The 23,943-nt window shown below is 63.9% G+C and carries 21 protein-coding genes; 6 read left to right on the top strand and 15 right to left on the bottom strand.

All coding sequences use genetic code 11. The features are described from left to right. Nucleotides 1–44: 44 nt before the first annotated feature. The 5 genes from AC0ZZU_RS15470 to katG all read right to left on the bottom strand — a co-directional run bounded on the left by AC0ZZU_RS15470 (nucleotide 45) and on the right by katG (nucleotide 6,409). Nucleotides 45–398: an NUDIX domain-containing protein gene (locus AC0ZZU_RS15470; RefSeq protein WP_476341857.1), complete on the bottom strand. Its 354-nt coding sequence runs from the start codon at nucleotides 396–398 to the stop codon at nucleotides 45–47. Between the two features lie 104 nt (nucleotides 399–502). Then, nucleotides 503–967, bottom strand: a complete 465-nt coding sequence (locus tag AC0ZZU_RS15465) for a hemerythrin domain-containing protein (protein WP_158461741.1) — start codon at nucleotides 965–967, stop codon at nucleotides 503–505. A 176-nt stretch (nucleotides 968–1,143) separates the two neighbouring features. Beyond that, nucleotides 1,144–2,379 (bottom strand): Na+/H+ antiporter NhaA, encoded by a 1,236-nt coding sequence (gene nhaA, locus AC0ZZU_RS15460; RefSeq protein ID WP_476341856.1) that lies wholly within the window; start codon nucleotides 2,377–2,379, stop codon nucleotides 1,144–1,146. Nucleotides 2,380–2,701: 322 nt separating this feature from the next. Continuing rightward, nucleotides 2,702–4,030 carry a CDP-diacylglycerol--serine O-phosphatidyltransferase gene (gene pssA, locus AC0ZZU_RS15455; protein WP_476341855.1) on the bottom strand — a complete coding sequence of 443 codons (1,329 nt, stop codon included), beginning with the start codon at nucleotides 4,028–4,030 and terminating at the stop codon, nucleotides 2,702–2,704. A gap of 126 nt (nucleotides 4,031–4,156) precedes the next feature. Next, nucleotides 4,157–6,409 carry a catalase/peroxidase HPI gene (gene katG, locus AC0ZZU_RS15450; RefSeq protein ID WP_476341854.1) on the bottom strand — a complete coding sequence of 751 codons (2,253 nt, stop codon included), beginning with the start codon at nucleotides 6,407–6,409 and terminating at the stop codon, nucleotides 4,157–4,159. Between the two features lie 253 nt (nucleotides 6,410–6,662). Between katG and AC0ZZU_RS15445 the strand changes: the two genes are divergently transcribed. Further along, nucleotides 6,663–7,430 (top strand): NAD(P)-binding domain-containing protein, encoded by a 768-nt coding sequence (locus tag AC0ZZU_RS15445; protein WP_476341853.1) that lies wholly within the window; start codon nucleotides 6,663–6,665, stop codon nucleotides 7,428–7,430. A 68-nt stretch (nucleotides 7,431–7,498) separates the two neighbouring features. On the opposite strand, the gene AC0ZZU_RS15440 is transcribed toward AC0ZZU_RS15445, so the two are convergent. The 9 genes from AC0ZZU_RS15440 to AC0ZZU_RS15400 all read right to left on the bottom strand — a co-directional run bounded on the left by AC0ZZU_RS15440 (nucleotide 7,499) and on the right by AC0ZZU_RS15400 (nucleotide 16,718). Then, nucleotides 7,499–9,442 (bottom strand): response regulator, encoded by a 1,944-nt coding sequence (locus AC0ZZU_RS15440; RefSeq protein ID WP_476341851.1) that lies wholly within the window; start codon nucleotides 9,440–9,442, stop codon nucleotides 7,499–7,501. Further along, nucleotides 9,432–10,301, bottom strand: coding sequence for a sensor histidine kinase (locus tag AC0ZZU_RS15435; protein WP_476341850.1), 870 nt, complete (start codon nucleotides 10,299–10,301; stop codon nucleotides 9,432–9,434). The genes AC0ZZU_RS15440 and AC0ZZU_RS15435 overlap by 11 nt, the downstream gene beginning before the upstream one ends. Then, on the bottom strand, nucleotides 10,294–11,307 hold the full coding sequence (locus tag AC0ZZU_RS15430) for an ATP-binding protein (RefSeq protein WP_476342074.1): 1,014 nt from the start codon (nucleotides 11,305–11,307) through the stop codon (nucleotides 10,294–10,296). The genes AC0ZZU_RS15435 and AC0ZZU_RS15430 overlap by 8 nt, the downstream gene beginning before the upstream one ends. Beyond that, nucleotides 11,304–11,708: an anti-sigma regulatory factor gene (locus AC0ZZU_RS15425; RefSeq protein ID WP_476341848.1), complete on the bottom strand. Its 405-nt coding sequence runs from the start codon at nucleotides 11,706–11,708 to the stop codon at nucleotides 11,304–11,306. Before AC0ZZU_RS15425 ends, AC0ZZU_RS15430 begins: the two co-directional genes overlap by 4 nt. After that, the gene (locus tag AC0ZZU_RS15420) at nucleotides 11,705–12,067 is read right to left on the bottom strand and encodes an STAS domain-containing protein (RefSeq protein ID WP_476341847.1); all 363 of its coding nucleotides are present in this window, start codon (nucleotides 12,065–12,067) and stop codon (nucleotides 11,705–11,707) included. Before AC0ZZU_RS15420 ends, AC0ZZU_RS15425 begins: the two co-directional genes overlap by 4 nt. A gap of 4 nt (nucleotides 12,068–12,071) precedes the next feature. Then, nucleotides 12,072–12,923 (bottom strand): STAS domain-containing protein, encoded by an 852-nt coding sequence (locus AC0ZZU_RS15415; RefSeq protein WP_476341846.1) that lies wholly within the window; start codon nucleotides 12,921–12,923, stop codon nucleotides 12,072–12,074. A gap of 164 nt (nucleotides 12,924–13,087) precedes the next feature. Continuing rightward, on the bottom strand, nucleotides 13,088–15,664 hold the full coding sequence (locus AC0ZZU_RS15410; protein ID WP_476341845.1) for a bifunctional diguanylate cyclase/phosphodiesterase: 2,577 nt from the start codon (nucleotides 15,662–15,664) through the stop codon (nucleotides 13,088–13,090). A gap of 85 nt (nucleotides 15,665–15,749) precedes the next feature. Beyond that, nucleotides 15,750–16,484: a DUF72 domain-containing protein gene (locus AC0ZZU_RS15405; RefSeq protein ID WP_476341844.1), complete on the bottom strand. Its 735-nt coding sequence runs from the start codon at nucleotides 16,482–16,484 to the stop codon at nucleotides 15,750–15,752. A 9-nt stretch (nucleotides 16,485–16,493) separates the two neighbouring features. Further along, a complete protein-coding gene (locus AC0ZZU_RS15400; RefSeq protein WP_476341842.1) occupies nucleotides 16,494–16,718 on the bottom strand; it encodes a DUF2188 domain-containing protein in 225 nt (74 codons plus the stop codon). Nucleotides 16,719–16,892: 174 nt separating this feature from the next. Here AC0ZZU_RS15400 and yghU point away from each other — a divergent pair, with 174 nt between their 5' ends. Then, nucleotides 16,893–17,732, top strand: coding sequence for a glutathione-dependent disulfide-bond oxidoreductase (yghU, locus tag AC0ZZU_RS15395; protein ID WP_476341841.1), 840 nt, complete (start codon nucleotides 16,893–16,895; stop codon nucleotides 17,730–17,732). 109 nt (nucleotides 17,733–17,841) lie between these two features. Here the strand turns inward: yghU and AC0ZZU_RS15390 are convergent, their stop codons facing one another. Then, complete coding sequence (locus tag AC0ZZU_RS15390; protein WP_476341840.1) at nucleotides 17,842–19,815, bottom strand: BCCT family transporter; 1,974 nt, start codon at nucleotides 19,813–19,815, stop codon at nucleotides 17,842–17,844. Nucleotides 19,816–20,010: 195 nt separating this feature from the next. On the opposite strand from AC0ZZU_RS15390, the gene ydcS reads away from it, so the two are divergent. From ydcS to AC0ZZU_RS15370, 4 genes are read left to right on the top strand one after another with little or no spacing between them, the layout of a single operon-like run. Continuing rightward, nucleotides 20,011–21,162: a putative ABC transporter substrate-binding protein YdcS gene (gene ydcS / locus AC0ZZU_RS15385; RefSeq protein WP_476341838.1), complete on the top strand. Its 1,152-nt coding sequence runs from the start codon at nucleotides 20,011–20,013 to the stop codon at nucleotides 21,160–21,162. Beyond that, entirely contained in the window at nucleotides 21,163–22,194 is a 1,032-nt protein-coding gene (locus tag AC0ZZU_RS15380) for an ABC transporter ATP-binding protein (protein WP_476341837.1), read from the top strand. It begins immediately after the preceding gene. Beyond that, nucleotides 22,194–23,123: an ABC transporter permease gene (locus AC0ZZU_RS15375; protein ID WP_476341836.1), complete on the top strand. Its 930-nt coding sequence runs from the start codon at nucleotides 22,194–22,196 to the stop codon at nucleotides 23,121–23,123. The genes AC0ZZU_RS15380 and AC0ZZU_RS15375 overlap by 1 nt, the downstream gene beginning before the upstream one ends. Further along, nucleotides 23,113–23,922: an ABC transporter permease gene (locus tag AC0ZZU_RS15370; RefSeq protein ID WP_476341835.1), complete on the top strand. Its 810-nt coding sequence runs from the start codon at nucleotides 23,113–23,115 to the stop codon at nucleotides 23,920–23,922. Before AC0ZZU_RS15375 ends, AC0ZZU_RS15370 begins: the two co-directional genes overlap by 11 nt. Nucleotides 23,923–23,943: the final 21 nt, after the last annotated feature.

Below are 23,943 nucleotides of genomic sequence, written 5' to 3'. Positions count from 1 at the left end.
ACAACGACTTTGCAGGGCTTGCCCGACCAGCGTATCGGGTGTGTTCAGAGTGAGGCGAGCAACTTGCTGATTTCGCTTTTCACGCGGTTCATGTCATCACGTCCATACCAGCGGCACTGTGCAATTTCATTGCGCGGCCGGGCACGAACACGACCGCCGAGCGTGACACGATAGATGTAGTGTTCGCGGCGGGCCGAGCGGTAGCGCTTGACGAAACGGATGCTGCGGGCCTTGATGCCGGTTTCCTCACGCAGCTCGCGGAACGCCGCCTCCATGGGCTTTTCACCCGCCTCTATGGTGCCGCCAGGCAAGGTCCAGTCCGCTTTGTGCTTGCGCACGCAGAGCAGCTTCTTGCCTTGATAGCAGAGCACCGTGGCTCGTTTTTTCAGTTCTTTCATCCGTTGAGGCGCCCCTGGTGAGTCCACCTGACATCTGACGGTCCCACCCACCAAGGGTTCAGCCGCCGTGCGCATCCTTGCGCCACGAATGGCCAGCTTGGTGATCACTGGCTGGCAAGGGATTTCATGAAGGTCGCCTTGAACATCTCCATTTGTTCACCCAGTGCCTCAAGCTCTTCCTTCTTCATCAACTTGCGGGCCTGAGGGAACATCTCACCTTCCTCTTCCTCGATGTGATGTTCGAGCAGTTCCTTCACCACCTTGACCCGCCCAGTGAACTCCACGGTCGCTGGATCCGTATTCTTGAGGTCGGGCAGCACCAGGCTGTCGACGGTGCGGTGCTCCTCCTTGGCCTCGTGGTACATGATGGCCTGGTCCTTGCCGCCGGCTTCCTTGAACGCGGGATAGAGAATCTCCTCCTCCAGCTTGGTATGCAGCGTCAGCTCCATCTCCAGCTTGGCCAGCAGATCAGTGCGTTTCTTCACCCCACGTTCGGTGGATTCACTGAGCTGGGCAAGGATACCCTTCACGCGTTCATGGTCGGCTACGAGCAGTTCGATGGCATTCATGGTTGACTCCTGATGGTTCGGACCTTATTCCATCAGGTAGCTGCACCTTCGGTGCCAGCTCGGCTCAAAACTTAATATTCTGGAATATCAATGACTTGAGCGTTCTTCCGGCGCGGGTTGATCGTGCAGTTTGCACGATCAACCTGCCGCTGCCATGCAGTTTGGAAGACTTGAGATCAACCGCGCACGGAGTCGCTCGCGCCGGGTGACACGTCGTCGGCCTCGCGGGCCTTCGGCGCCACGCGCATCAGCAGACAACCCACCACCGCCGACACCAGCGAGCCGAGCAGGATGCCGATCTTGGCCTCGTCGACGAGCTCCGGGTGCGCCGGAAATGCCAGTCCGCTGATGAACAGGCTCATGGTGAAACCGATGCCGCACAGGATGGAGACCGCATAGATCTGCACCCAGGTCGCGCCCTGTGGCTTGGCCGCAAGGCCGGACTTGACCGCCAGCAGCACACCGCAGAACACACCCAGCTGCTTGCCCAGGAACAGGCCCACGGCGATGCCCAGGGGCAACGGCGCGAAGACATCACTCCAGCTCAGCCCGCCGAACGACACGCCGGCATTGGCGAAGCCGAACACCGGCACGATGATGAGCCCGACCCAAGGCGAGATGGCATGCTCGAGCCGGTGCAGCGGCGAGAGCTCGCGACCCTCCTCTTCTGCCCAGTACGGCAGCAGAAATGCCCCGACCACACCGGCCACGGTGGCATGCACACCCGACAGCAAGGTGAAGTACCACAACAGTGCCACGCCGATGATGTACGGCCACAGGGTGAAGACCCGCGCCCGGCGCAATAGCAGCATGGCCACTATCACCGCCCCGGCAGCGGCCAGCGCGACCAGGTTGAGCGAGGCGGTATAGAACACCGCGATGATCGCCACCGCGCCCATGTCATCCAGGATCGCCACTGCCACCAGCATCAGCTTGAGCGACAACGGCGCGTGCTTTCCCATTAGCGCCAGGGCGGCGATTGCAAAGGCGATATCGGTTGCCGCCGGGATTGCCCAGCCATTGGCAAGCTCGGCGTCGCCACCGGCCAGGTACAGGTAGATCAGCGCCGGGAAGGCCATGCCCATCAGCGCTGGCACGGCAGGCAGGCGGCGTTGCTGCCAGGACGCGAGGCGCCCATCTACCAGCTCGCGGCGGATCTCCAGGCCCACCAGCAGGAAGAACACGGCCATCAGGCCGTCGTTGATCCACAGGTGCACGCTCATGGGGCCGAGCTTTTCGCTGAGGGTCACGCCAGTGGAGGCATGGATCAGATGGTGGTACGCCTCTGCCAGGGGACTGTTGGCGATGATCAGCGCCAGGGCGGCAGCGATCATCAGCAGGATCCCGCCAGCGGTCTCACTGGCGAGAAACCGCTGCAAGGTCAAGGACAGTGGGGGTTGTGGAGCGGTCATGAATGTTTCGCCTCGTGCAAAGGGTTGCCCGGGGCGTACAGGTCTTGGATAGCAGACATGCGGACGACAAGACGCCTGAGCCGATCGGCTCGGGCCCATCCGGGCAAGAAATTCAGGGAGGTCGTAGCGAGGACGCTGTTCGCAAGGAACAGGACCGGGCATAGGAATTGACGCAGGGACGCTGCAGCAGCCATGGGAAGCCTCACGGAAAACGAATGAACGTTCTCCGTATACGGGGATGATCCCCGGGCGCACGCAGCACACGCCGAGCGGCAAGCCTAGCAAAATGCACGATTGCGCGGCAAGCCCCTGGCGCTGGCGGCTAGAGCATGCGCTTGAGCAGGCGCTCCAGGCGGGTGTAGCGCAGCCTGCGCAGGAATCGACGCACCAGTTTGGGGTAGCTGCGGGCAGCCTCGAGCTCGGTGAACAGTGAAATGCGCTGAACGCCGGCCTTGAGCGCGTTCAGCTCGGCGTCACGCGAGGCCTGCCATTCCCCCTGCGGGTCGTCGATCAGCAATGCGTTCTCAAGGTCCAGGCTGAAGCCCCGGGGGTTGAGGTTGTTGCCGGTCAGCAGGGTGTAGCGCTGATCGATCCAGATGCCTTTGGAGTGGAAACTGTGCCCCGGATCGTTCCAGAGCAGCAGGTTGAGGCGGCGGCGGATGATCGCGACCTGATGACGCCGGGCAAAAGCACGCAGGTTGTTTTCGTACAGATAGGGCAGCACGGCGCTGGCCGAGAACTTCTGGTCGGGTGCGACGTAGAAGTCGTTGGCGGTCTTGTCACCGACAATGATGTCGACGGTGACACCGCGTTGCAGCGCACGCTCGATCTCGTGCAGCAACACCTTGGGCGGGTTGAAGTAAGGCGTGCACAGCGTGATGCGCGTCTGGCTGGCGGCGATCAGCTCGCAGATCACCCGGTTGAGCGGGTTGTGCCGGCCCACGCCCAGCACCGGGGTGACCTTCAGGCCAGCCGTAGGCTCGGTAACAGCCGTGTCGTATTGCGTGTCGCGCAGGCGGGCGCGCAGCCGCCGGATGTCATCGCGCAGGACGCGGGTGGCAGGCAGGTTCGGCAGGTCCAGGCGGTGGGTGGCCTGCGAGTCCAGCATGTTGTACACGAGGTTGGCCATGGAGTCGGCCAGCGGCTTGCTATCGAGAAGGTGGTAGCGGTCTAGCCGGTACTTGTCGAAACGGTGCAGGTAGACGTTGTTCAGGCTGGCACCGGTGTAGATCACGCTGTCATCGATGATGCTGCCTTTCAGGTGCAGCACCCCGAACAGCTCGCGCGACTGCACTGGCACGCCGTGAATCGGCACCTCCAGCGCATGGCGTTGGCGCTCGGCGTTGTACCAGGCAGCATTGCCTGGCTGCTTGGCCTGCCCCATCAGGCCGCGCTGCGCCCTGAACCAGTCGACCACCACCACGATATCCAGCGTCGGACGCGCCGCCTTCGCGCGGTACAACGCATCGAGAATCTCCTGCCCTGCCTCGTCTTCCTGCAGGTACAAGGCGACGATCACGATCCGCCGCTGCGCCGCCTCGATGCGATCGAGCAGGCAGGCGCGGTAGGCCGCGGCGCTGGGAATGACCTGGATAGCCTGGGGCGAGAGGCTGAATCCTTCGAGAGTGGCGAGCGTAGGGGCTGGTTTCAACGTGGATGACCTCGGATGTCGGTTGCTTGCCAGAATAGCTGTCTGGCGGCCGACTGTCGGGTGATACTCATGTTGAAACATTTCCCCTACCCACTCCACAAGCCGTTTCGCCCCGTTTGCAAGGATCTATCTCAGGTCGAACCTGTCCAGCTCCATCACTTTCACCCAGGCCGCGACAAAGTCCTTCACGAACTTGTCCTTGCCATCACGGCTGGCATACACCTCTGCCAAGGCGCGCAACTGGGCATTGGAACCGAATACCAGGTCGACACGGGTGGCCGTCCACTTCGGCTGCCCGCCACTGCGGCCGCTTGCCTGGTAGACGTCCGGGTCTTCCTCGGTCGGTTTCCATTCCACACCCATGTCGAGCAGGTGAGTGAAGAAATCGTTGCTCAAGGTACCCGGCCGGTCGGTGAACACCCCGTGCTGGCTGCCACGGGCATTGGCGCCGAGCACCCGCAAGCCACCCACGAGCGCGGTCATCTCTGGCGCGCTGAGGGTCAGCAGCTGGGCTTTGTCGATCAACAGCGACTCGGCGGAGTAACGGTATTTGCCCTTGCTGTAATTGCGGAAGCCATCGGCGGCCGGCTCAAGGAATCCGAACGACTCGACGTCGGTCTGCTCCTGGGTGGCATCGGTACGCCCGGGGGTGAACGGGACACTGATGCTGTGACCGGCATTCCTGGCGGCTTGCTCCACCGCGGCACTGCCCGCGAGCACGATCAGGTCGGCGATGGATATCTTCTTGCCACCCCCCTGCGCACCGTTGAACTCACCTTGAATACGCTCCAGAACGCCTAGGACCTTGTCCAGCTGCTCTGGCTGGTTGGCCTGCCAGAAACGCTGGGGGGACAGCCGCAGGCGTCCACCGTTAGCCCCACCGCGCTTGTCGGAACCACGGAAGCTCGAAGCCGCCGCCCATGCGGTCGAGACCAGTTCCGGCACGCTCAGGCCCGACTCCAGCAGCTTGGCCTTGAGCCCGCTGATGTCGCTTTCATCGACCAGCGGGTGATCGACATCAGGCAGCGGGTCCTGCCACAGCAGTTCTTCCTGCGGCAGCTCCGGACCCAGATAGCGCGACAATGGGCCCATGTCACGGTGGATCAGCTTGTACCAGGCGCGGGCAAATGCATCGGCCAGTTGCTCTGGATTGTCCTTGAAGCGCCGGGCAATCGGCTCGTAGATGGGGTCGAAGCGCAGTGCCAGGTCCGAGGTGAGCATCGACGGGGCGTGGCGTTTGCTCGAGTCGAAAGCGTCGGGGATCTGTCCGGCGCCCTCGCCGTTCTTCGGCTTCCATTGGTTGGCACCGGCCGGGCTCTTGGTCAGTTCCCAGTCGAACTTGAAGATATTTTCCAGGTACTCGTTGCTCCACTGGGTCGGGGTCGAGGTCCAGGTCACTTCAAGACCGCTGGTGATGGTGTCCGGCCCCTTGCCGCTGCCATGGCTGCTGCGCCACCCCAGGCCCTGCTGCTCAATGCCCGCAGCCTCGGGCTCGGCGCCGACGGCGGTGGCGGGCCCTGCCCCGTGGGTCTTGCCGAAGGCGTGCCCGCCGGCGATCAGCGCCACGGTTTCTTCATCGTTCATGGCCATGCGGCCGAAGGTTTCACGAATGTCCTTGGCGGACGCGACCGGATCGGGATTGCCTTCGGGGCCTTCCGGATTGACGTAGATCAGGCCCATCTGCACTGCCGCCAGGGGGCTTTCAAGGTCGCGGCCCGGGGCTTCGTTGCGGCTTTCCTCGGTGCCATGCAATTGAGGCTCGGCCACCAGCGGGCCATCGCCAGTACCTGCGTACCGCACATCGCCGCCCAGCCAGGTTTTTTCCGAACCCCAGTACACGTCCTCGTCGGGTGCCCACACGTCCGGGCGCCCACCAGAGAAGCCGAAGGTCTTGAAACCCATGGATTCCAGGGCCACGTTGCCGGTGAGCACGATCAGGTCGGCCCAGGAGATGTTCTGTCCATACTTCTGCTTGATCGGCCAGAGCAGCCGGCGTGCCTTGTCCAGGCTGACGTTGTCGGGCCAGCTGTTGAGCGGCGCGAAACGCTGCTGGCCGGTCCCCGCCCCGCCGCGCCCGTCAGCGGTGCGGTACGTGCCCGCGCTGTGCCAGGCCATGCGGATGAACAGCGGACCGTAGTGGCCGAAGTCCGCTGGCCACCAGTCCTGGGAGTCGGTCATCAAGGCGCGCAGGTCTGCCTTGAGTGCCTGGAAGTCCAGGCTCTTGAATGCCTTGGCGTAGTCGAAATCCGGGTCCATCGGATCAGACAGGGATGAGTGCTGGTGGAGAATCTTGAGGTTCAGCTGGTTGGGCCACCAGTCACGATTGGTGGTCCCGCCGCCTGCGCCTTGATGAAATGGGCATTTCGATTCGGTCGACATCTGCTGGTACCTTTAGGTCGGTTTCACGAGCGCCAGTCTGCGCCGGCGTGGGCCTGCGAACGGTAAGGATAGTTCAGCCAGTGGCGGGTTCTAATAGAGCCGCTATTAGGTGTTGATAGGCTGAGTCTGTCAGGCGATACAGGGTAACGGAGCGCCCTCGGCAGCGATCTTCCATGACTTGTCCCGCACGTTATAGGAGCAACGCCCCGCCCAATGTCACAGTTCACTCCAACTGAAAACCAAGGACACATCCATGAATATTGTGGGCATTCTCGGCGTCGGTGAGCTGACCGAAAAAGTGGTACGCGGCCTGCGCCGCAGTGGGTTTGAAGGCCAGATCCTGCTGTCACCGCGCAATGCGCAACGCGCCAGCGCCCTGGCCGAGGACTGCAGGTGCCAGGTGATGGACGACAACCAGGCCGTGGTCGAGCAGGCCGAACTGGTAGTGCTCGGCGTGCGTCCAGAGGTGCTGGAGCAGGTAGCCGCGCAGGTCAGCTTCATGCCAGGCCAGCGCCTGGTTTCACTTGCCGCGGGAGTTGGCCTGGAGCGTCTGGCGAGGGCTTTTCCAGAGGCCCGGTGCATTCGCGCGATGCTCTCCTACGCCGCGCAGTACAACCAGTCCACCGTGGTGGTCTGCCCTCCCGACGCAGCCTGCGAAGAACGCCTCGGCCCGCTGGGCACGCTGGTCGTGCTGGAGGACGAAAGCGCCTTCGAGCTCGCTACCGTCGCGGCCTGCATGAATGGCTGGTTCTACTTCCTGCTGCATGACCTGCAGCAATGGCTGGCCGACAAAGGCCTGCCGGCCGAGCAGGCCCGCGCGCTGGTGCTGGGCAACCTGCAGGACTGCGTCGCCAGTGCCCAGCATCAACCTGGCCAGAGCCTGAAAGCCTTGGGCGAGGCCATCGCAACCCCCGGCACGTTCACGGCCGATGGCCTGGAGGTGCTCAACCACCAGCCAGTCGGCGCGAGCTGGAATGCGGCGTGCGAAGTGGTGCTCGACGGGTTGTCGAGCAGCCGCTAGGGCTTCGGATCAATCCCGGCCCGCCCACTGATTGCGCGGCCGGGCCGGCGCAAGCGGCACTGCATGGCTCAATTCTCAGCCAGGCTGCGCCGCACCTTCTCCAGCAACTCGCTGATCTGGAACGGCTTGACCAGCATGTCCATGCCTTCATCAAGGAACAGCTGCCGGTTGGTTGCCGTTTCGGCGTAGCCGGTCATGAACAGGACCGGCAGCTTCGGGCGATGCTGGCGGGCATGATCGGCGAGTTCGCGGCCGTTCATGCGTGGCAGGCCGACGTCGGTGAGCAGCAGGTCGATGGTAGGGTCGTTGCGCAAGCAGTCAAGCGCGTCGTCGATGTCTTCCACGGCAGTGCAGCGGAACCCGGCATCTACCAGCACTTCATTGACGAACATGCGCACCGAGGCCATGTCCTCGACGATCAGCAGGTGCTCGCCAGCCCCTTGGTGGTGTTCCAGTTCGCGCGCGGTCTCGACCATGGCCGGATCGCTGCTGGCTGGCAGCATCAGGGTGACTTCGGTGCCGCGCCCGGCCACGCTGCGGATACTGGCGTAGCCGCCGGACTGGCGGGCAAAACCGTAGATGGTCGACAGGCCGAGACCAGTGCCCTGCCCCAGCGGCTTGGTGGTGAAGAATGGGTCGAATACCTTGTCGAGCAGGGTGTGATCGATTCCGGTACCGTCGTCTCGCACCGTCAGCACCACGTAGGGTCCGTCGGCCAGGTTCGGGTTTCCCTTGGTCCATGCCGAGTAGGTGTTGACCCAGATATTGCCGCCCAGTGGCAGCGCGTCGCGGGCATTGATCACCAGGTTGAGCACTGCGCTCTCCAGCTGGATCGGGTCGACCAGGGCAATCGCGGGCTTGTTGGTGAGTTCGAGCTTGAGCGCGATGCGCTCCCCGATGGTGCGCGAGAGCAGTTCCTCCAGCGAACGCACATGTTCGTTGATGTCCACCGGGCGGGTATCGAGGGGCTGCTGGCGGGCGAACGCCAGCAGGCGGTGGGTCAGCGAAGCAGCGCTCATGGCTGAGCTGAGGGCAGCCTCCGTATAGCCCTGGACCTTTTCATATCGTCCGTCGGCAATGCGCTTCTGGGTCAGCTCGAGGCTGGTGATGATGCCTGTGAGCAGGTTGTTGAAGTCGTGGGCAATACCACCGGTCAGGCTGCCCAGGGCGTCCATCTTCTGCACCTGCAGCAGCTGCGCCTCGGTACGCGCCCGTTCGGCCACTTCCTTGGCCAGCTGGGTGGTGGCATCGTCCAGGCGCGCCAGGTGCGAGCGCTCGCGGTGGCGGTGCTCGGTGACGTCCTCGACAAACACCAGGCTCAGCCCCGGCGTGCGGTAAGGCGAAAGCTGCCACTCGGTCTCCCGGGTGAGCCCCTCGACGCACATGTTCAGTGTGCCCTGCCAGCGCTCGCCCGCCTCCAGGCGCAGCCGCAGCTCATCCAGCACGCCCTGCTGGTCGGCCGCGAAACACTCGCGCAGACGCTCCGGGTCGCGGTTGTCCAGGATCAGCTGGGTAAATGCCTGGTTGCATTCATGCACCTTGAAGCCAGCATCGAGCACGGCGATGGGTGCCGAGACATTGACAAAAATCTCGCGGAAACGCGCCTCGCTCTCGCGCAGGGCGTTTTCGGTGTCGCGCACTCGCAGCAGCGTGCGCAAGGTCGCGAGCAGCACGTCGGCGTCTACCGGGTGGATGAGGTAGGCATCGGCGCCAGCGTTGAGGCCAGTGATGATGTCGCCGGTCTGGATCGAGGCAGCCGACACATGAATCACCGGCAGCAATGCGGTGCGGCCTTCGGCCCGCAAGGTGCGGACAATATCGAAGCCGCTCATGTCGGGCAGGTTGACGTCCAGGATCAGCGCGTCGGGGGCCTGCGCGGCGATCATCGCCAGACCGTCACGGCCGGTGCCCGCCTCCGCGACCTGGTAACCGTGCTGCTCCAGGCGCCGGCGCAGGGCATAGCGGGTGGCGACGTTGTCATCGACGATCAGCAAGCGCATGTCACGTTTCATCGGCAGGCTCCTGGGCAATGGCCAGCGGAATGATCACGAAAAAGATTGAGCCCATGCCCGGCGAGCTCTCCAGCCCTACCTTGCCACCCAGCAGGCCGGCAAAGCGCTTGCACAGCGACAGCCCCAGGCCGGTGCCGCGCAGGCGCTTCTGCAATGGCGAGTCGACCTGGGTGAAGTCCTCGAACAGGCTCGCGTGGAGCTCGGGCGCGATGCCGATGCCAGTATCGCTGACGGCGAAGCGGACATGATCGCTGCCTTCAAGGCGCGCCGACACGCGCACTTCGCCGCGCGTGGTGAACTTCAAGGCATTGGAGATGAAGTTGCGCAAGATCTGCGCAAGCTTCTGGTCATCGGTGTAAAGGCGCGGCAGGCCCACCGGTTCTTCGAAGATCAGGTCCACGGCGGTGGCATCGACAATCGGCCGGAACATGCCGCGCAGCGCGGCAAACAGGTCGAACATGTCGAACCAGGCCGGCGAAATGGTGATGCGCCCGGCCTCGATCTTGGCCAGGTCAAGCAGGTCGTCGACCATGTCGCTGAGCTCGCGCGCCGCGGTACTGACAAAGGCCACCTGCTTGTGCTGCTCAGGGCTCAAGGGCCCGTCCAGCTCGTCTGAAAGCAGGCTGGTGATGCTCAGGATCGAGCCCAGCGGGGTACGGAACTCGTGACTCATGTACGACAGGAACCGGCTCTTGAGGTCCGAGGCCTGGCGCAATTGTTCAGCCTGGATGTCGAGCTCGGCATAGAGCGCGAGCACGCCCTGGTTGGTTTCCTCGAGCTCGTCGCGCAAAGCGGCGTTTTCCGCCTCCAGGCGGGCGGCCAGGGCAGCGTGCTGCAGGGTAGGTTCGGGCTCAGCCATGGGCAGGCTCCAGGGCAATGACCAGCACCGTCACATCGTCGCGGCCGCGGGAGAAGTCCCGGTGCAGAACGCTGGCGATCACTGAAGGGTGGCGGTGGACCAGGCCGGGGTACTGCGAGAGGTTCCAACGCGATTGCAGGCCGTCGCTGTGCATGATCAACAGGTGTCCGTCTACGTGAGCATAGTCAAAGCGCTGGGCTTTCCGGTACTGGCCACCGACGATACCCGGCTGCGAGGCCAGGCCGCGGGACTTTTCGGCGTTGAGCAAGGTGCCGGAAATATTGCCGATCCCGGTGAAGCCCAAGGCGCCGCTGGCAGCGCCGTACTGGGCAAGCGCCAGCGCGCCGCCACGGGTGCCGGTCATGGCGTGGTGCATGTCGGCCAGCGCCGTGAGCGAGTCGGCAAACGGTGCCTGGGCGAACGCCACCTCCCCTGCTCGCGCGGCACGTTCGGCTTCTTCGCCATGGCCAAGGCCATCGATCACCAGGGCGCTGAAGCCCCTGTTGTCGATGGCCAGGTGCCAGACGTCACCGCAGGCCGGATCGTCGTGGAGTGAATGCTGGCTGACGCCAAAACGCATGTCGGGCTCGCGATCGCTGCGGGGGAAAAAGCGCGCGAGCAACACCGCGCCGCGGGCATCGGCATACACATCGAACACCTCGGCCTGGCGGGATATCGCGCCCAGGCCGATGCCCTGGGTGCCGCCGGTGGAGTAGCCATCCGTCAGGCATGCCTGCAGATCGAAGCCCTGCCCCCGGTCAACGGCCAGCATCTCGACGCCAAAGCCGCCATGCGGGCGCGGCAGTACCCGCAGGTGCATCTCCCCGCGCCCGGCGTGCTTGAGCAGGTTGCTTGAAAGCTCCGTCGCCACCAGGGCCACCCGACCGGCATCGCGCTCGTCGAAACCATGCTGCTCGGCCAGGCGCTGCGCGGTGCGCCGTGCGTGGCCAACCTGACTGAGGTCGTCAATGTCGAGCACCTGGGTCAGGGTCCCGCTGATACTCATGTCCATCGTGTGATCGTTATCCGCGTGCCCTGGCCTGGGGTCGTGTCCAGTTCGAACTCGTCGACCAGCCGCTTGGCGCCGGTCAGGCCAAGGCCCAGGCCACCGCCCGACGTCCAGCCGTCGGTCATCGCCAGCTTGAGATCCGCAATGCCGGGACCTTCGTCGCGAAACAGCAGGCGCAGGCCAACCCGGCCATGATCGTCGAGAATTTCCCAGTCCATGTCGCCGCCACCCCCGTAGACCACGGTGTTGCGGGCCAGCTCGCTGACTGCGGTCACCATCTTTGTCAGGTCGACCAGTCGCATGCCGCACTCGGTGGCCAGCTTGCGCGCCGTCTGGCGCGCCAGCACCACGTCCTGCTCGATGCGGACCGGTTGGGTACCGCTGCTGCGCAGGTTCATTGCGCGCGTACCCGGTCCTGAAGCAGTTTCATGCCCCGCTCCACGTTGAGCGCCGTGATCACACCGGGCAGGGTCATCCCCAGCTCCACCAGGGTAATCGCCACCGAGGGCTGCATGCCGACCAGCACGGTCTCGGCGTCCATGATCTTGGACAGGCCAGAGATGGTGCCAATCATGCGGCCGATGAACGAGTCGACCATGTCCAGCGCTGAAATATCGATGAGTACGCCGCGTGCGGAGGTGCGGCTGATGCGTTCGGACAGATCGTCCTGCAAGGTCAGGGCGAGCTGGTCATGCATGTCGACCTGGATGGTCACCAGCAGGAAGTCGCCCATCTGCAAAATCGGGATGCGCTCCATAGGCTCAGTTCGCCTTGCTCAGGCTCACGCCAAGTCGCGCCAGGGCCAGTTTCAGGGCGTCTGCAAGGTTTGCCTTGGTCGTCACGCCCTGCAGGTCCAGCCCCAGGTGCACGATGGTCTGGGCAATCTGCGGACGCACGCCGCTGATGATGCAGTCCGCGCCCATCAGGCGGATGGCGGTCACGGTCTTGAGCAGGTGCTGGGCGACCAGGGTGTCCACGGTCGGCACGCCGGTGATGTCGATGATGGCGATTTCCGAACCGGTGTCGACAATGCGCTGCAGCAGCGATTCCATCACGACCTGGGTACGTTGCGAGTCCAGTGTGCCGATCATTGGCAGCGCCAGGACGCCGTCCCACAGCTTGACGACGGGAGTCGACAGCTCCAGCAACTCTTCCTGCTGGCGCTTGATCACCGACTCGCGGGACTTCTGGAAGGTGCGCACGGTGTGCATGCCCAGCGTGTCCAGCAGTTCGGAGACCTGCATCAACTGGTCGGTGAGCAGTGCCGGCTCGTCGCTGTAGCGGCTTTGCAGGAGGGTGAACAGCGGGCCCTTGAGTGCAAAGATGAAGTAGGCGGTCTGGTGCGAATCGTGGCCAAGCAGCGCGCGGCTGGTGGACAGTTTTTCAAGGAACACCCGGACATTGTCCCAGCCTGGGGCCGAAATATTGCTGCCGCTGTTGGTCTCGATGGCCTGCAGCAGCAGGCGCAGGAAGTCGGCGGTCTGCTGTTTGAGCTCGTCGGCCTTGAGATTGCGGGTAGCGCCAGCGGCTTCTTGGCCGCTGATCCAATCGCTGAGCAGTTGTGCCTGGTTGCCTTTGATTGCTTCCAGCGTGCTGTTCTGCAGTGCTGCCATGTGCGTTTTGCTCCTGAACGTATTCGAACCGGCACCCAGAAATCGTCCGGTTCGGGAAACAGTGACATTTGTCAGTGAGAATAGTTGTTCAGGCGGTGTAGGAAATTTCGCCTGTGCGGAAAAGCTGGTGCTAGGTAGCACAATGATTTCACCGTACGCAAGCGTTACCGCGCCTGCGCGGTCGAATGCGCACCTGCACCGATCTTTACCCTGCCCATGAGCCGCACCAGCGAATCGTTGTCTATCGGCTTGCTGAGCAGGAAGCCCTGCACTTCATGGCATTGGTCGGCACTGAGCAGGTTGAGCTGGTCCTCGGTCTCGACGCCTTCGGCGGTAACGGTCATGCCCATGGCATTGCCCAGGTTGATGATGGCCTGTACCACGCTGCGATCGCTCTCGCTCTTGCCCAGCGACTGCACGAAGCGTTTGTCGATCTTGATGCTGTCGAAGGGGTAGGTGCGCAAGTACCCAAGCGAGGAGTAACCGGTGCCAAAGTCGTCCATGTTCAGGCGCACGCCCAGCTCCTTGAGGGCGTTCATGGTATGCAGCGCGCCTTCGATGTCGTTGAGCATGACGTTCTCGGTGATCTCGAGTTCCAGGCGGTGGGCCGGCAGCTGGGTTTCGACAAGCGCCTCGCGCACGTCCCTGACCACGTCGCTGCGGCTGAACTGGGCCGGCGACATGTTGACAGAGACCATCACCTCCAGCGGCCAGTCGCGGGCCCGCGTGCAAGCTTCACGCATCACCCAGTTGCCCAGCAGCACGATCAGGTCGGACTCCTCGGCCAGCGCGATGAACTCGTCAGGGCGCATCAGGCCGCGTTGCGGATGCTGCCAGCGAACCAGCGCCTCGGCTGAAGCCACCGTGACTCCGTCCACCTTGAAGCGGGGCTGGAAGTGCAGCACCAGTTGCCCCCTGGCGATCCCGTCGCGCAGCTCGCGCTCCAGGTTGCGTTTGTCCAGCAACGCTTCGTTGTGCTGCGCCGAAAAATAGCGCCAGGTGCCCTTTCCTGCCGCTTTGGCGCTGTACAAGGCGAGGTCGGCGTACTTGATCAGGTCGGCCGGTTGGCCGCCATGTTCGCGCGACAGCACCAGGCCCAGGCTTGCGCTGATGCGCACCTGCTGGTCCTCCAGCACGAGTGGCGCCCGCAGGCTTTGAATGAGCCGTTCGCAGAACCGGTCCAGAGACTCGCGCGACCCCGGCTGGGTAAGCACCACGATGAACTCGTCACCGCCCAGGCGCGCCACGAGGTCGGCGCCACGCGTCACGCCGTTGAGGCGTGTTGCCACCTCGATCAGCACCGCGTCGCCGGCTGAATGGCCCAAGGTGTCGTTGATCGGCTTGAAGTTGTCGAGATCGAGCATCAGCACCGCCAGCTGAGGATCTTCTCCGGTCTGCATGGCCTGCTCGATAAACCGGAACAGCTTGTTGCGGTTGGGCAGGCCGGTAAGCGCGTCGTGCTGGGACAGGTGCTGGATCTGCGCATGGGCCGCGACTTCGTCGGTAATGTCCGTGCTGGTACCGCGAAACCCTTCGTGCTCGCCGCCACGCAGGATCGCCCGCGCCGAGATTCGGCAAATGCGCAGTTGCCCCAGGCTGTCGTGGTACTGGCAGCGCAGGCTGCCAGCCGCGCCGGACACCGCCAATTGCTGCAACCAGTGCGCCACCCGCCCGGTATCGCATTCGAGCAGGTCCTTGATGGAGCGGTTCATCCAGGCTTCGACGGGGTGCCCGGTCACTTGCGCGAAGCGTGCCGACAGGTAGGTGATCTGCAGTTGTTCGTCAGTTTCCCAGATCCAGTCCGAGGCGCTTTCGGCCACGGCCTTGAAGCGCTCTTCGCTGATCTCCAGCGCATCCCGCGACTCGGCCAACTGATGGTAGCTGCGGTCGATGCGGGCACTGCTGCGCACCGCATAGCGTCCCAGCACGCTCATCATTACCAGAATGAATGCCAGGGCCACGGCCAGCGGCGGCACAACGGCCCACACCAGCTCGCTGCCGGGGCGATGGATCTGCCAGCTCAGTCCATGGCCGGTGTCTGCCAGGGCCAGGTAGCCCCGGTCAGGCGCAACATCGCCGGCGACACTCACCGCAAACCCTCGAAGGCCCACGCTGTCGCCCAGCGGTTCAAGGAAGGCCGGGGTCAGGGGGCGGATAAAGGTCAACACCGAGCGGGGCGCCGGGAGGTGGTGTGGCATCGCGGGCGGACGGATGACCGCGGCGACAAACAGCGCCGGCTGGCCTCGGAACATCACGAAACCGGAAGTGGCCTGATCGCGCTGCGATGCCAGCCGGGCCTGCTGGAGGATCTGCGCCTTGGACCCGGTGAACTGTTCGATCGGTGCGTCACTGAGCTGGCCATCGACCATCGCGTAGCCGGTCTCGCCGTCATCGATGACGAATACACCTTCATAGCCACTGTTGTTGTAGAGCGTTGGACCAACATTGTCTTCGTCGTAGGCCCAGTGCCGGTTGATCGTACCCTCGAGGTGATCGTATCCCACCTGCCAGAAGGCATAGCTGAGCAGAAACGCCTGCTGGGTTTTCTGGAGTCCCTGCAGCGCCGACTCGGCGTAGAAGCGGCTCTGCCTGGCCTCGCGCTCATCCAGCGTGCCAGCGATGCGGTACAAGGATGCGACGCCCACCGCCAGGGCCAGGCCCATCAGTCCTGCGAAAATCAGGATCAATCGTCGTGTGACCACTTGACGACTCGACGCGCGCTTCCCGCTTACTGCTTCCATTCGTTCACCTATGCCCTTGCTGTCCTGGGGTTGACCGGCACAAGGCGCACGTGCTCAAGGCAACTGACGAGAGGCGCCGCAGCCTTCAGGCCGGCGCCACTTCAGACTGCACCTGCAGCGCATTACCCAGCGCCGCGCCCGCTGCCGTGTTGTCGAAAATGCACCAGGTGGGAATACCTGCCTCGATGCTCACCCGCAATTGATCGCCAATCCGCCGGATAAACTCAGGGTCGTAGTCGCTGTAATAGATGCGCGGCGATCCATGCAGACGCCAGTACTGCAAGCCGGACCAGCCCCCGGGCAGGCTGTCGGCACCGAACCGTGCAGGGTCTGCGGCCACTTGGGCGATATGAAGGTCGGTGAGCAACGGCGCGGCCTGGAGCCAGGAAGGATGACGCGGTTCCAGCGCAACGCCGCCGATATAGCGCTGGCGCAACGCTCGCAGGAATCTGCCCGCCTCGGCGGGTACATAGGCAAGCGAGGGCGGCAGCTGCACCAGCAGGCAGCCCAGCCGATCACCCAGTTCGCCGCACTCGTCAAGAAATGCCTGGAGCAAGGCGTCGCAATCGACCAAGCGCTGGACATGGGTGATCTCCTTGGGCACTTTCACCGAAAAGCGAAAGTGCTCGGGCACGGCGTCGGCCCAGCGGCGGTAGGTCTCAGGTTTGTGCGGGCGGTAGAACGAGGTGTTGATCTCTACCGCAGGCAAGGTTGCAGCGTAACGCTGCAGGTGCGAACCCTGCTCGGGAAACGCTGCGAGATAGGCGCGCGACAGGCTCCAGCCCGCGCAGCCGAGGTGAAGAGCGGCCTTGCCGCTCATCGATAGGCCCTACCCCTTGGTCTGCCGGGGGTCTGCCGACCTCGGGTAGGTGCGTTCTTCCTGGATGGTGCCGTCCTGGAGGTGAATCTTCACCGAGGCAGTCTTGCCTTCGAAAAAGGCCGGGAGCATGTTGAGCAGCTCATCCTTGGTGGCGGCTTGCTTGGAGGCCCGTTCGGCTCCGGTCTTTTTCAAGGTCCAGCCGCTTTCGGTATGAGTGACGTGATAGGAATCCATGTATTGCTCCTTTATTTCATCAGTCTTCACGAACAGATGCTGCATAAGCAGTGACAGCGCCAATGCCGCCGGGGTTTCGAAAAATCCGCAGGCTGAACGAAACGCTTTGCGGATTGACCGGCCAAAGGCTTGTGCGTGATGTACCGTGTCGCCGTCTAACCAGGAGGTTCGTTCATGAGCAAGACCCCGTATGTACCGCCCAAGGTCTGGAAGCCCACCCCCGCCACCGGCGAGTTCGCCAGCATCAACCGCCCGGTCGCCGGCCCTACCCACGACAAGGACCTGCCCGTCGGCGAGCATGCGCTGCAGCTGTATTCCCTGGCCACGCCCAATGGCGTGAAGGTGACCATTCTGCTCGAAGAGCTGCTGGCGCTGGGGCACACCGAGGCTGACTACGATGCCTGGCTGATCCGCATCGGCGAGGGGGATCAGTTCTCCAGCGGCTTTGTCGAGGTCAATCCCAACTCAAAGATCCCGGCGCTGCTTGACCACAGCGTGCAGCCGCCGCAGCGAGTGTTCGAGTCGGGCTCGATCCTGTTGTATCTGGCTGAGAAATTCGGGGAGTTTCTGCCCAAGGACCCGGCCGGGCGCACCGAGACGCTCAACTGGCTGTTCTGGCAGATGGGCGCGGCGCCTTACCTGGGCGGCGGCTTCGGGCATTTCTACGCCTATGCCCCTGAAAAATTCGAGTACCCGATCAACCGCTTCACCATGGAGGCCAAGCGCCAGCTGGATGTGCTTGACCGGCGGCTGTCCGAAAGCCGGTATCTGGCGGGTGATGCCTATACCATCGCCGACATCGCGGTATGGCCCTGGTATGGGCAGCTGGTGCGCAACAACGTGTATTCAGCGGCGGAATTCCTCGATGCCCAGTCGTACAGGCATGTGGTGCGCTGGGCCGACGAGATCGCCGAGCGGCCGGCTGTGCAGCGCGGGCAGCGGGTGAACAGGACCTGGGGAGAGGAAGAACGCCAGGTGCCGGAGCGGCATGGGGCGCGGGATCTGGATAGCTGATCCAAGTGCCACGCGGCTCGCTGTGTGGCTGCGCTACGCTGTGTGGCGGTCATGCGCTGTGTGGCGTATAGGTACGTCGCCACACACAGCGGTCCGCGCCGCGTGGGAGCTACCCCACTAGGTGCAGGAAATGCATGTGCCGCTCGTAGTGATCCAGAATGTCGCCGATCACTTCATCCTTCGACCAGCCCATCACATCATGATCCTGCCCGCCCTCACGCAGGTGCACTTCGGCACGGAAGTACTTGCGCTCTTCGTTCGGCGAATCGCTCATGACAAAGCTTGGCGTGGCATACGCATGCGGCCTGATCTCGTAAATGAACTGCTCCTCGGAAGGTCCGACCTTGAGGCTGACACTGCCCTCTTCGCCGTCCTCCACCGTGCAGTCATACCCCTGCCGACGCCATTCCTCGGCCACCGACAGACACGCCGGCCGCGCGACCTCGGTGATGAAGCGCTCGACATGGGACCGCCGCGGGAACATCGCCAGGGTGCGAAGGCGCCGCTGCCAGTTGCCCGCGCCGCGTGAGGCGGTGGGCGATATGGCCAGCGCCTGATGGCGCAGGCCGCGCTTGGTGGCATCGAGCTTGAGCGCCTTGAGCAGGCCGCGCATGCTGAACAGCAAGCAGATGGTAAAGGGCAGCGCACTGGCGATGGTCGCCGTCTGCAAGGCCTTGAGCCCGTCGGCAAGCAGGAGGGCGATCGCCACCAGGCCCATGCTCGACGCCCAGAAGATACGCTGGCGCACCGGGGTGTTCTCCTCGCCGCCCGAAGCCAGCATGTCGACCACCATGGCGCCCGAGTCAGCCGAGGTCACGAAGAACACCACCACCATCACCACCGCCAGCACGCTGATCGCGCTTGAGAACGGGAAGTGCTGCAAGAAAGCGAACAACGCCAGCGAGGTGTCCTGCTCGACCGCCGCAGCCAGGTCACTGAAGCCGTCGGTGAGGATCATGTGGATCGCAGTGTTGCCGAAAACAGTCATCCACAGCAGGGTGAAGGCCGTTGGCACCAGCAGCACGCCGGTGACGAACTCGCGGATGGTGCGCCCCCGCGAGATGCGCGCGATGAACAGCCCCACGAAGGGCGACCAGGCCAGCCACCAGCCCCAGTAGAACAGGGTCCAGCCGCCGATCCAGTCACTGGGCTGGTAGGCGTAGAGATTGAGTGTGCGGCTGACAATCTCGCTCAGGTAGCCGCCGGTGTTCTGCACGAAGGTCTGCAGGATCAGCACGGTCGGGCCGAGCAGGATCACCATCAGCATCAGCAGCACGGCCAGGCTCAGGTTGAGCTCGGACAGCCGGCGGATGCCCTTGTCCAGCCCCGACACCACCGACAGCGTGGCAAGCGCGGTGGTGCCGATGATCAGCGCGATCTGCACCGGTACCGAGACCGGCACACCGAACAGCGAATTGAGCCCGGTATTGATCTGTGCCACGCCAAAACCCAGCGAAGTGGCCACGCCCAGCACGGTGCCGATGATCGCGAAGATGTCCACGGCATGGCCGATGGGGCCATGGATACGCTCGCCGATCAGCGGGTAGAGCGCCGAACGCAGGGTCAGTGGCAGGCCGTGGCGGAAGCTGAAGTAGGCCAGGATCAGCGCGACGATGGCGTAGATCGACCAGGCGTGCAGGCCCCAGTGGAAGAAGGTGATCTTCATCGCCTCGCCCGCCGCGGCCACGGTGCCGCCGTCTTCTATTGGTGGCTTGAGAAAGTGCATGACCGGCTCTGCCACGCCGAAGAACATCAGGCCGATGCCCATGCCGGCCGAGAACAGCATGGCGAACCAGGTGGTGCTGCTGTAGTCCGGGGTGCTGTGGTCCGGGCCCAGCTTGATATCGCCATAACGGCTGACACCTAGAAACACCACGGTGCAGAGGATGACCGCCACGGCAAGGATGTAGAACCAGCTGACATTGGTGATGATCCAGTCCTGGATCACGCTGAACAGCGCCTGGGCGCTTTCGTGGAAGACGCTGGCGTAGACCACCAGCAGCAGCAAGAGGATCGCCGAGATCCAGAAGACCGGCGGGTTGACGGTAGACGGTGTGGCTTCAAGGTCATTCTTGTTGGGCATGTAGGGGAGTCTCCTCGACAGTGTTGCAGGCATTCCCTGGAATCGCTCCAGCCTATCCTCTGACAGGCGATGGCCGCCAGGGTTTAGCCGCTGGCGTCGAGGAGCCCTGAAAGCATCTACACTGGCTTCCACAGCCCCGCCCCTGTAGGCGCGGCCTGGCGTATGCCCCGACAATTCAAAAAACGAGGGTTTCCCATGCACCAGCACACCACCGCGCTGCTCAGCGCCATGACCCTCTCCCTGCTTGCCAGCGCCAGCCTGCAGGCCGCCGACCTGCCCAAGTCGGTCGGCGCCGGTGAGGGGCAGCTGGATATCATCGCCTGGCCGGGCTACATCGAGCGGGGCGAGAGCGACAAGAGCTACGACTGGGTCACCGGTTTTGAAAAAGAGACCGGTTGCAAGGTCAACGTCAAGACCGCCGCCACCTCCGACGAGATGGTCAGCCTGATGACCAAGGGCGGCTTCGACCTGGTCACCGCTTCCGGCGACGCCTCGCTGCGGCTGATCGCCGGCAAGCGGGTCCAGCCGATCAACAACGCGCTGATCTCACGCTGGGACAGCATCGACCCCCGCCTCAAGGGCGCACCCTGGTACACCGTCAACCAGCAGACGTACGGCACGCCCTACCAGTGGGGCCCTAACGTGCTGCTCTATAACACCAACACCTTCAAGACGCCGCCCACCAGCTGGGGCGTGATCTTCGATGCGCAAGACCTGCCCGACGGCAAGCCTAACAAGGGCCGCGTACAGGCCTACGATGGTCCGATCTATATCGCCGATGCAGCGCTGTATCTCAAGAGCACCAAGCCCGAACTGGGCATCCAGAACCCCTACGAGCTCAATGAAGCCCAGTACAAGGCCGTGCTCGAACTCTTGCGCGCCCAGCATGCGCTGATCCACCGCTATTGGCACGATGCGACAGTGCAGATGAGCGATGTGAAGAACGAAGGCGTGGTCGCCACCAGCTCGTGGGCCTACATGGTCAACGGCCTCAAGGCCGAAAAACAGCCCGTGGCCTCGACCATCCCCAAGGAAGGCGCCACAGGCTGGGCCGACACCACCATGCTGCACGCCGACGCACGCCACCCCAACTGCGCCTACAAATGGATGGACTGGTCGCTGCAACCCAAGGTGCAAGGCGACGTGGCGGCCTGGTTCGGTTCGTTGCCTGCGGTGCCGGCAGCATGCCAGGGCAACGAGCTGCTGGGCGCCGAGGGCTGCAAGGCCAACGGCGTCGACCAGTTCGACAAGATCGCCTTCTGGAAGACGCCGCAGGCCGAGGGCGGCAAGTTCGTGCCCTACAGCCGCTGGACCCAGGACTACATTGCGATCATGGGTGGCCGCTGAATGCCCCTGGCCGTCCAGTTCACCGGGGTGTCCCGGGTCTTTGGCGAGGTAAAGGCCGTCGACCAGGTGTCGATCGACATCGAGGACGGCGAGTTCTTTTCGATGCTCGGGCCTTCAGGCTCGGGCAAGACAACTTGCCTGCGCCTGATCGCAGGGTTCGAACAGCCCAGTGCCGGGTCCATCCGCATCCATGGCGCCGAGGCGGCCGGCCTGCCGCCCTATCAGCGCGATGTGAACACGGTGTTCCAGGACTATGCCCTGTTTCCGCACATGAACGTGCTCGACAACGTCGCCTATGGCCTGAAGGTGAAAGGCGTGGCCAGGACCGAGCGCCTTGGCCGCGCCGAGGAAGCCCTGGCCATGGTTGCCCTGGCCGGCTACGGGCAGCGCAAACCGGTGCAGCTCTCCGGTGGGCAGCGCCAGCGCGTGGCCCTGGCGCGGGCGCTGGTCAACCGGCCGCGGGTGCTGTTGCTGGACGAGCCCTTGGGCGCGCTGGACCTCAAGCTGCGTGAGCAGATGCAGGGCGAGTTGAAGAAGCTGCAGCGCCAGCTGGGGATCACTTTCATCTTCGTGACCCACGACCAGACCGAAGCACTGTCGATGTCGGACCGCGTGGCGGTATTCAACAAGGGCCGCATCGAGCAGGTCGACAGTCCACGCGAGTTGTACATGAAACCTGCGACTACTTTTGTCGCCCAGTTCGTCGGCAGCTCCAACGTGCTGCGCGGTGAGCTCGCCCGGGAGCTCAGTGGCAGCGACCAGCCGTTTTCGATCCGCCCGGAGCACATCCGCTTCGGCGAGGCAGCCGTGCAACATGAGATAAGGGTGGACGGCGTCCTTCACGACGTTCAATACCAGGGCAGCTCGACCCGCTTCGAGCTGCGCCTGGACAGCGGCCAACTGCTCGCGGTGAGCCTCGCCAACGACCAATGGCAGACAGCGGCCAGTCCCCTGCGCACCGGCCAGCGCCTGACCGCCCGCTGGCCGCGCGAAGCCATGACTGCCCTGCGTGACAGCGAGGCCTCGCCCTGATGAACACCGCCTCGCCAGCGCGCCCGTCGCGGCGCCTGTGGGACCTGCTGTACCGTCGGCCCAACCTCTACCTGTCGTTGCTGCTGGTGCCGCCGCTGCTGTGGTTCGGCGTGATCTACCTGGGGTCGCTGCTGGGCCTGCTGTGGCAGGGTTTCTATACCTTCGACGACTTCAGCATGACGGTCACGCCGGACCTGACTCTGGCCAACTTCGTCGCGCTGTTCAACCCGTCGAACCTGGACATCATCCTGCGCACCCTCGGCATGGCCGTGACAGTGTCGATCGCCAGCGCCGTGCTGGCCTTTCCGATCGCCTACTACATGGCGCGCCATACCACCGGCAAGACCAAGGCGTTTTTCTATATCGCGGTAATGCTGCCGATGTGGGCCAGCTACATCGTCAAGGCCTACGCGTGGACGCTGCTGCTGGCGAAGGGTGGCGTGGCGCAGTGGTTCGTCCAGCAGCTGGGTCTGGGAACCGTGCTGCAGTGGCTGCTAAGCGTGCCGGGTGTGGGCGGCAGTACCTTGTCGACCTCGCACCTGGGGCGGTTCCTGGTGTTCGTGTACATCTGGCTGCCGTTCATGATCCTGCCGATCCAGGCCGCGCTCGAGCGCCTGCCGCCGTCATTGCTGCAAGCCTCGGCAGACCTCGGCGCGCGACCCTGGCAGACGTTCGTGCAGGTGATCCTGCCGTTGTCGGTGCCGGGCATCGCTGCGGGGTCGATCTTTACCTTCTCGCTCACCCTGGGCGACTTCATCGTCCCTCAGCTGGTCGGCCCGCCCGGGTACTTCATCGGCAGCATGGTCTATGCCCAGCAAGGCGCCATCGGCAACCTTTCCATGGCTGCGGCGTTCACCGTCGTGCCGATCCTGCTGATCGCCGTCTACCTATCCATCGTCAAGCGCCTGGGGGCTTTCGATGCACTCTGACAAGGCTTCGATGGGGCTGCGCATCGCCGCATGGGGCGGGCTGCTGTTCCTGCATTTCCCGATCTTCATCATCTTTCTCTACGCCTTCAACACCGAGGATGCCGCGTTCAGCTTTCCGCCCCAGGGGCTGACCTTGAAGTGGTTCGCGGTGGCCTTCGCGCGCAGCGATGTGCTGGACGCCATCGTGCTGTCGCTGCAGGTGGCCTGCATCGCCACGCTGACGGCCCTGGTGCTGGGGACACTGGCAGCGGCGGCGTTGTACCGGCGGGCGTTCTTCGGCAAGGAGAGCCTGTCGTTGATGCTCATCCTGCCGATCGCCCTGCCCGGCATCGTCACCGGCATCGCCCTGCTGTCGGCATTCAAGGCGCTGGGGATCGAGCCAGGCGTGCTGACCATCGTCATCGGCCATGCGACCTTCTGCGTGGTGATCGTCTACAACAACGTCATCGCCCGCCTGCGCCGCACTTCGCACAACCTGATCGAAGCGTCCATGGACCTGGGCGCCGACGGCTGGCAGACCTTTCGCTACATCATCCTGCCCAACCTCGGCTCAGCGCTGCTGGCCGGGGGCATGCTGGCGTTCGCCCTGTCGTTCGACGAGATCATTGTCACCACCTTTACCGCAGGCCATGAGCGGACCCTGCCCATCTGGCTGCTCAACCAGCTCAGCCGCCCGCGCGATGTGCCGGTGACCAACGTGGTGGCCATGCTGGTGATGCTGGTGACCATGCTGCCGATCCTCGGCGCCTACTATCTCACCCGGGGCGGTGAGAGCGTGGCCGGCAGCGGCGGCAAGTAACGATCGGCTATGCGGCGCAGC

The sequence above is a fragment of the Pseudomonas sp. JE3303 genome, from assembly GCF_056312565.1.
Note: the sequence above shows the minus strand (reverse complement) of the source record. Positions and strands in the feature narration are given on the sequence as shown.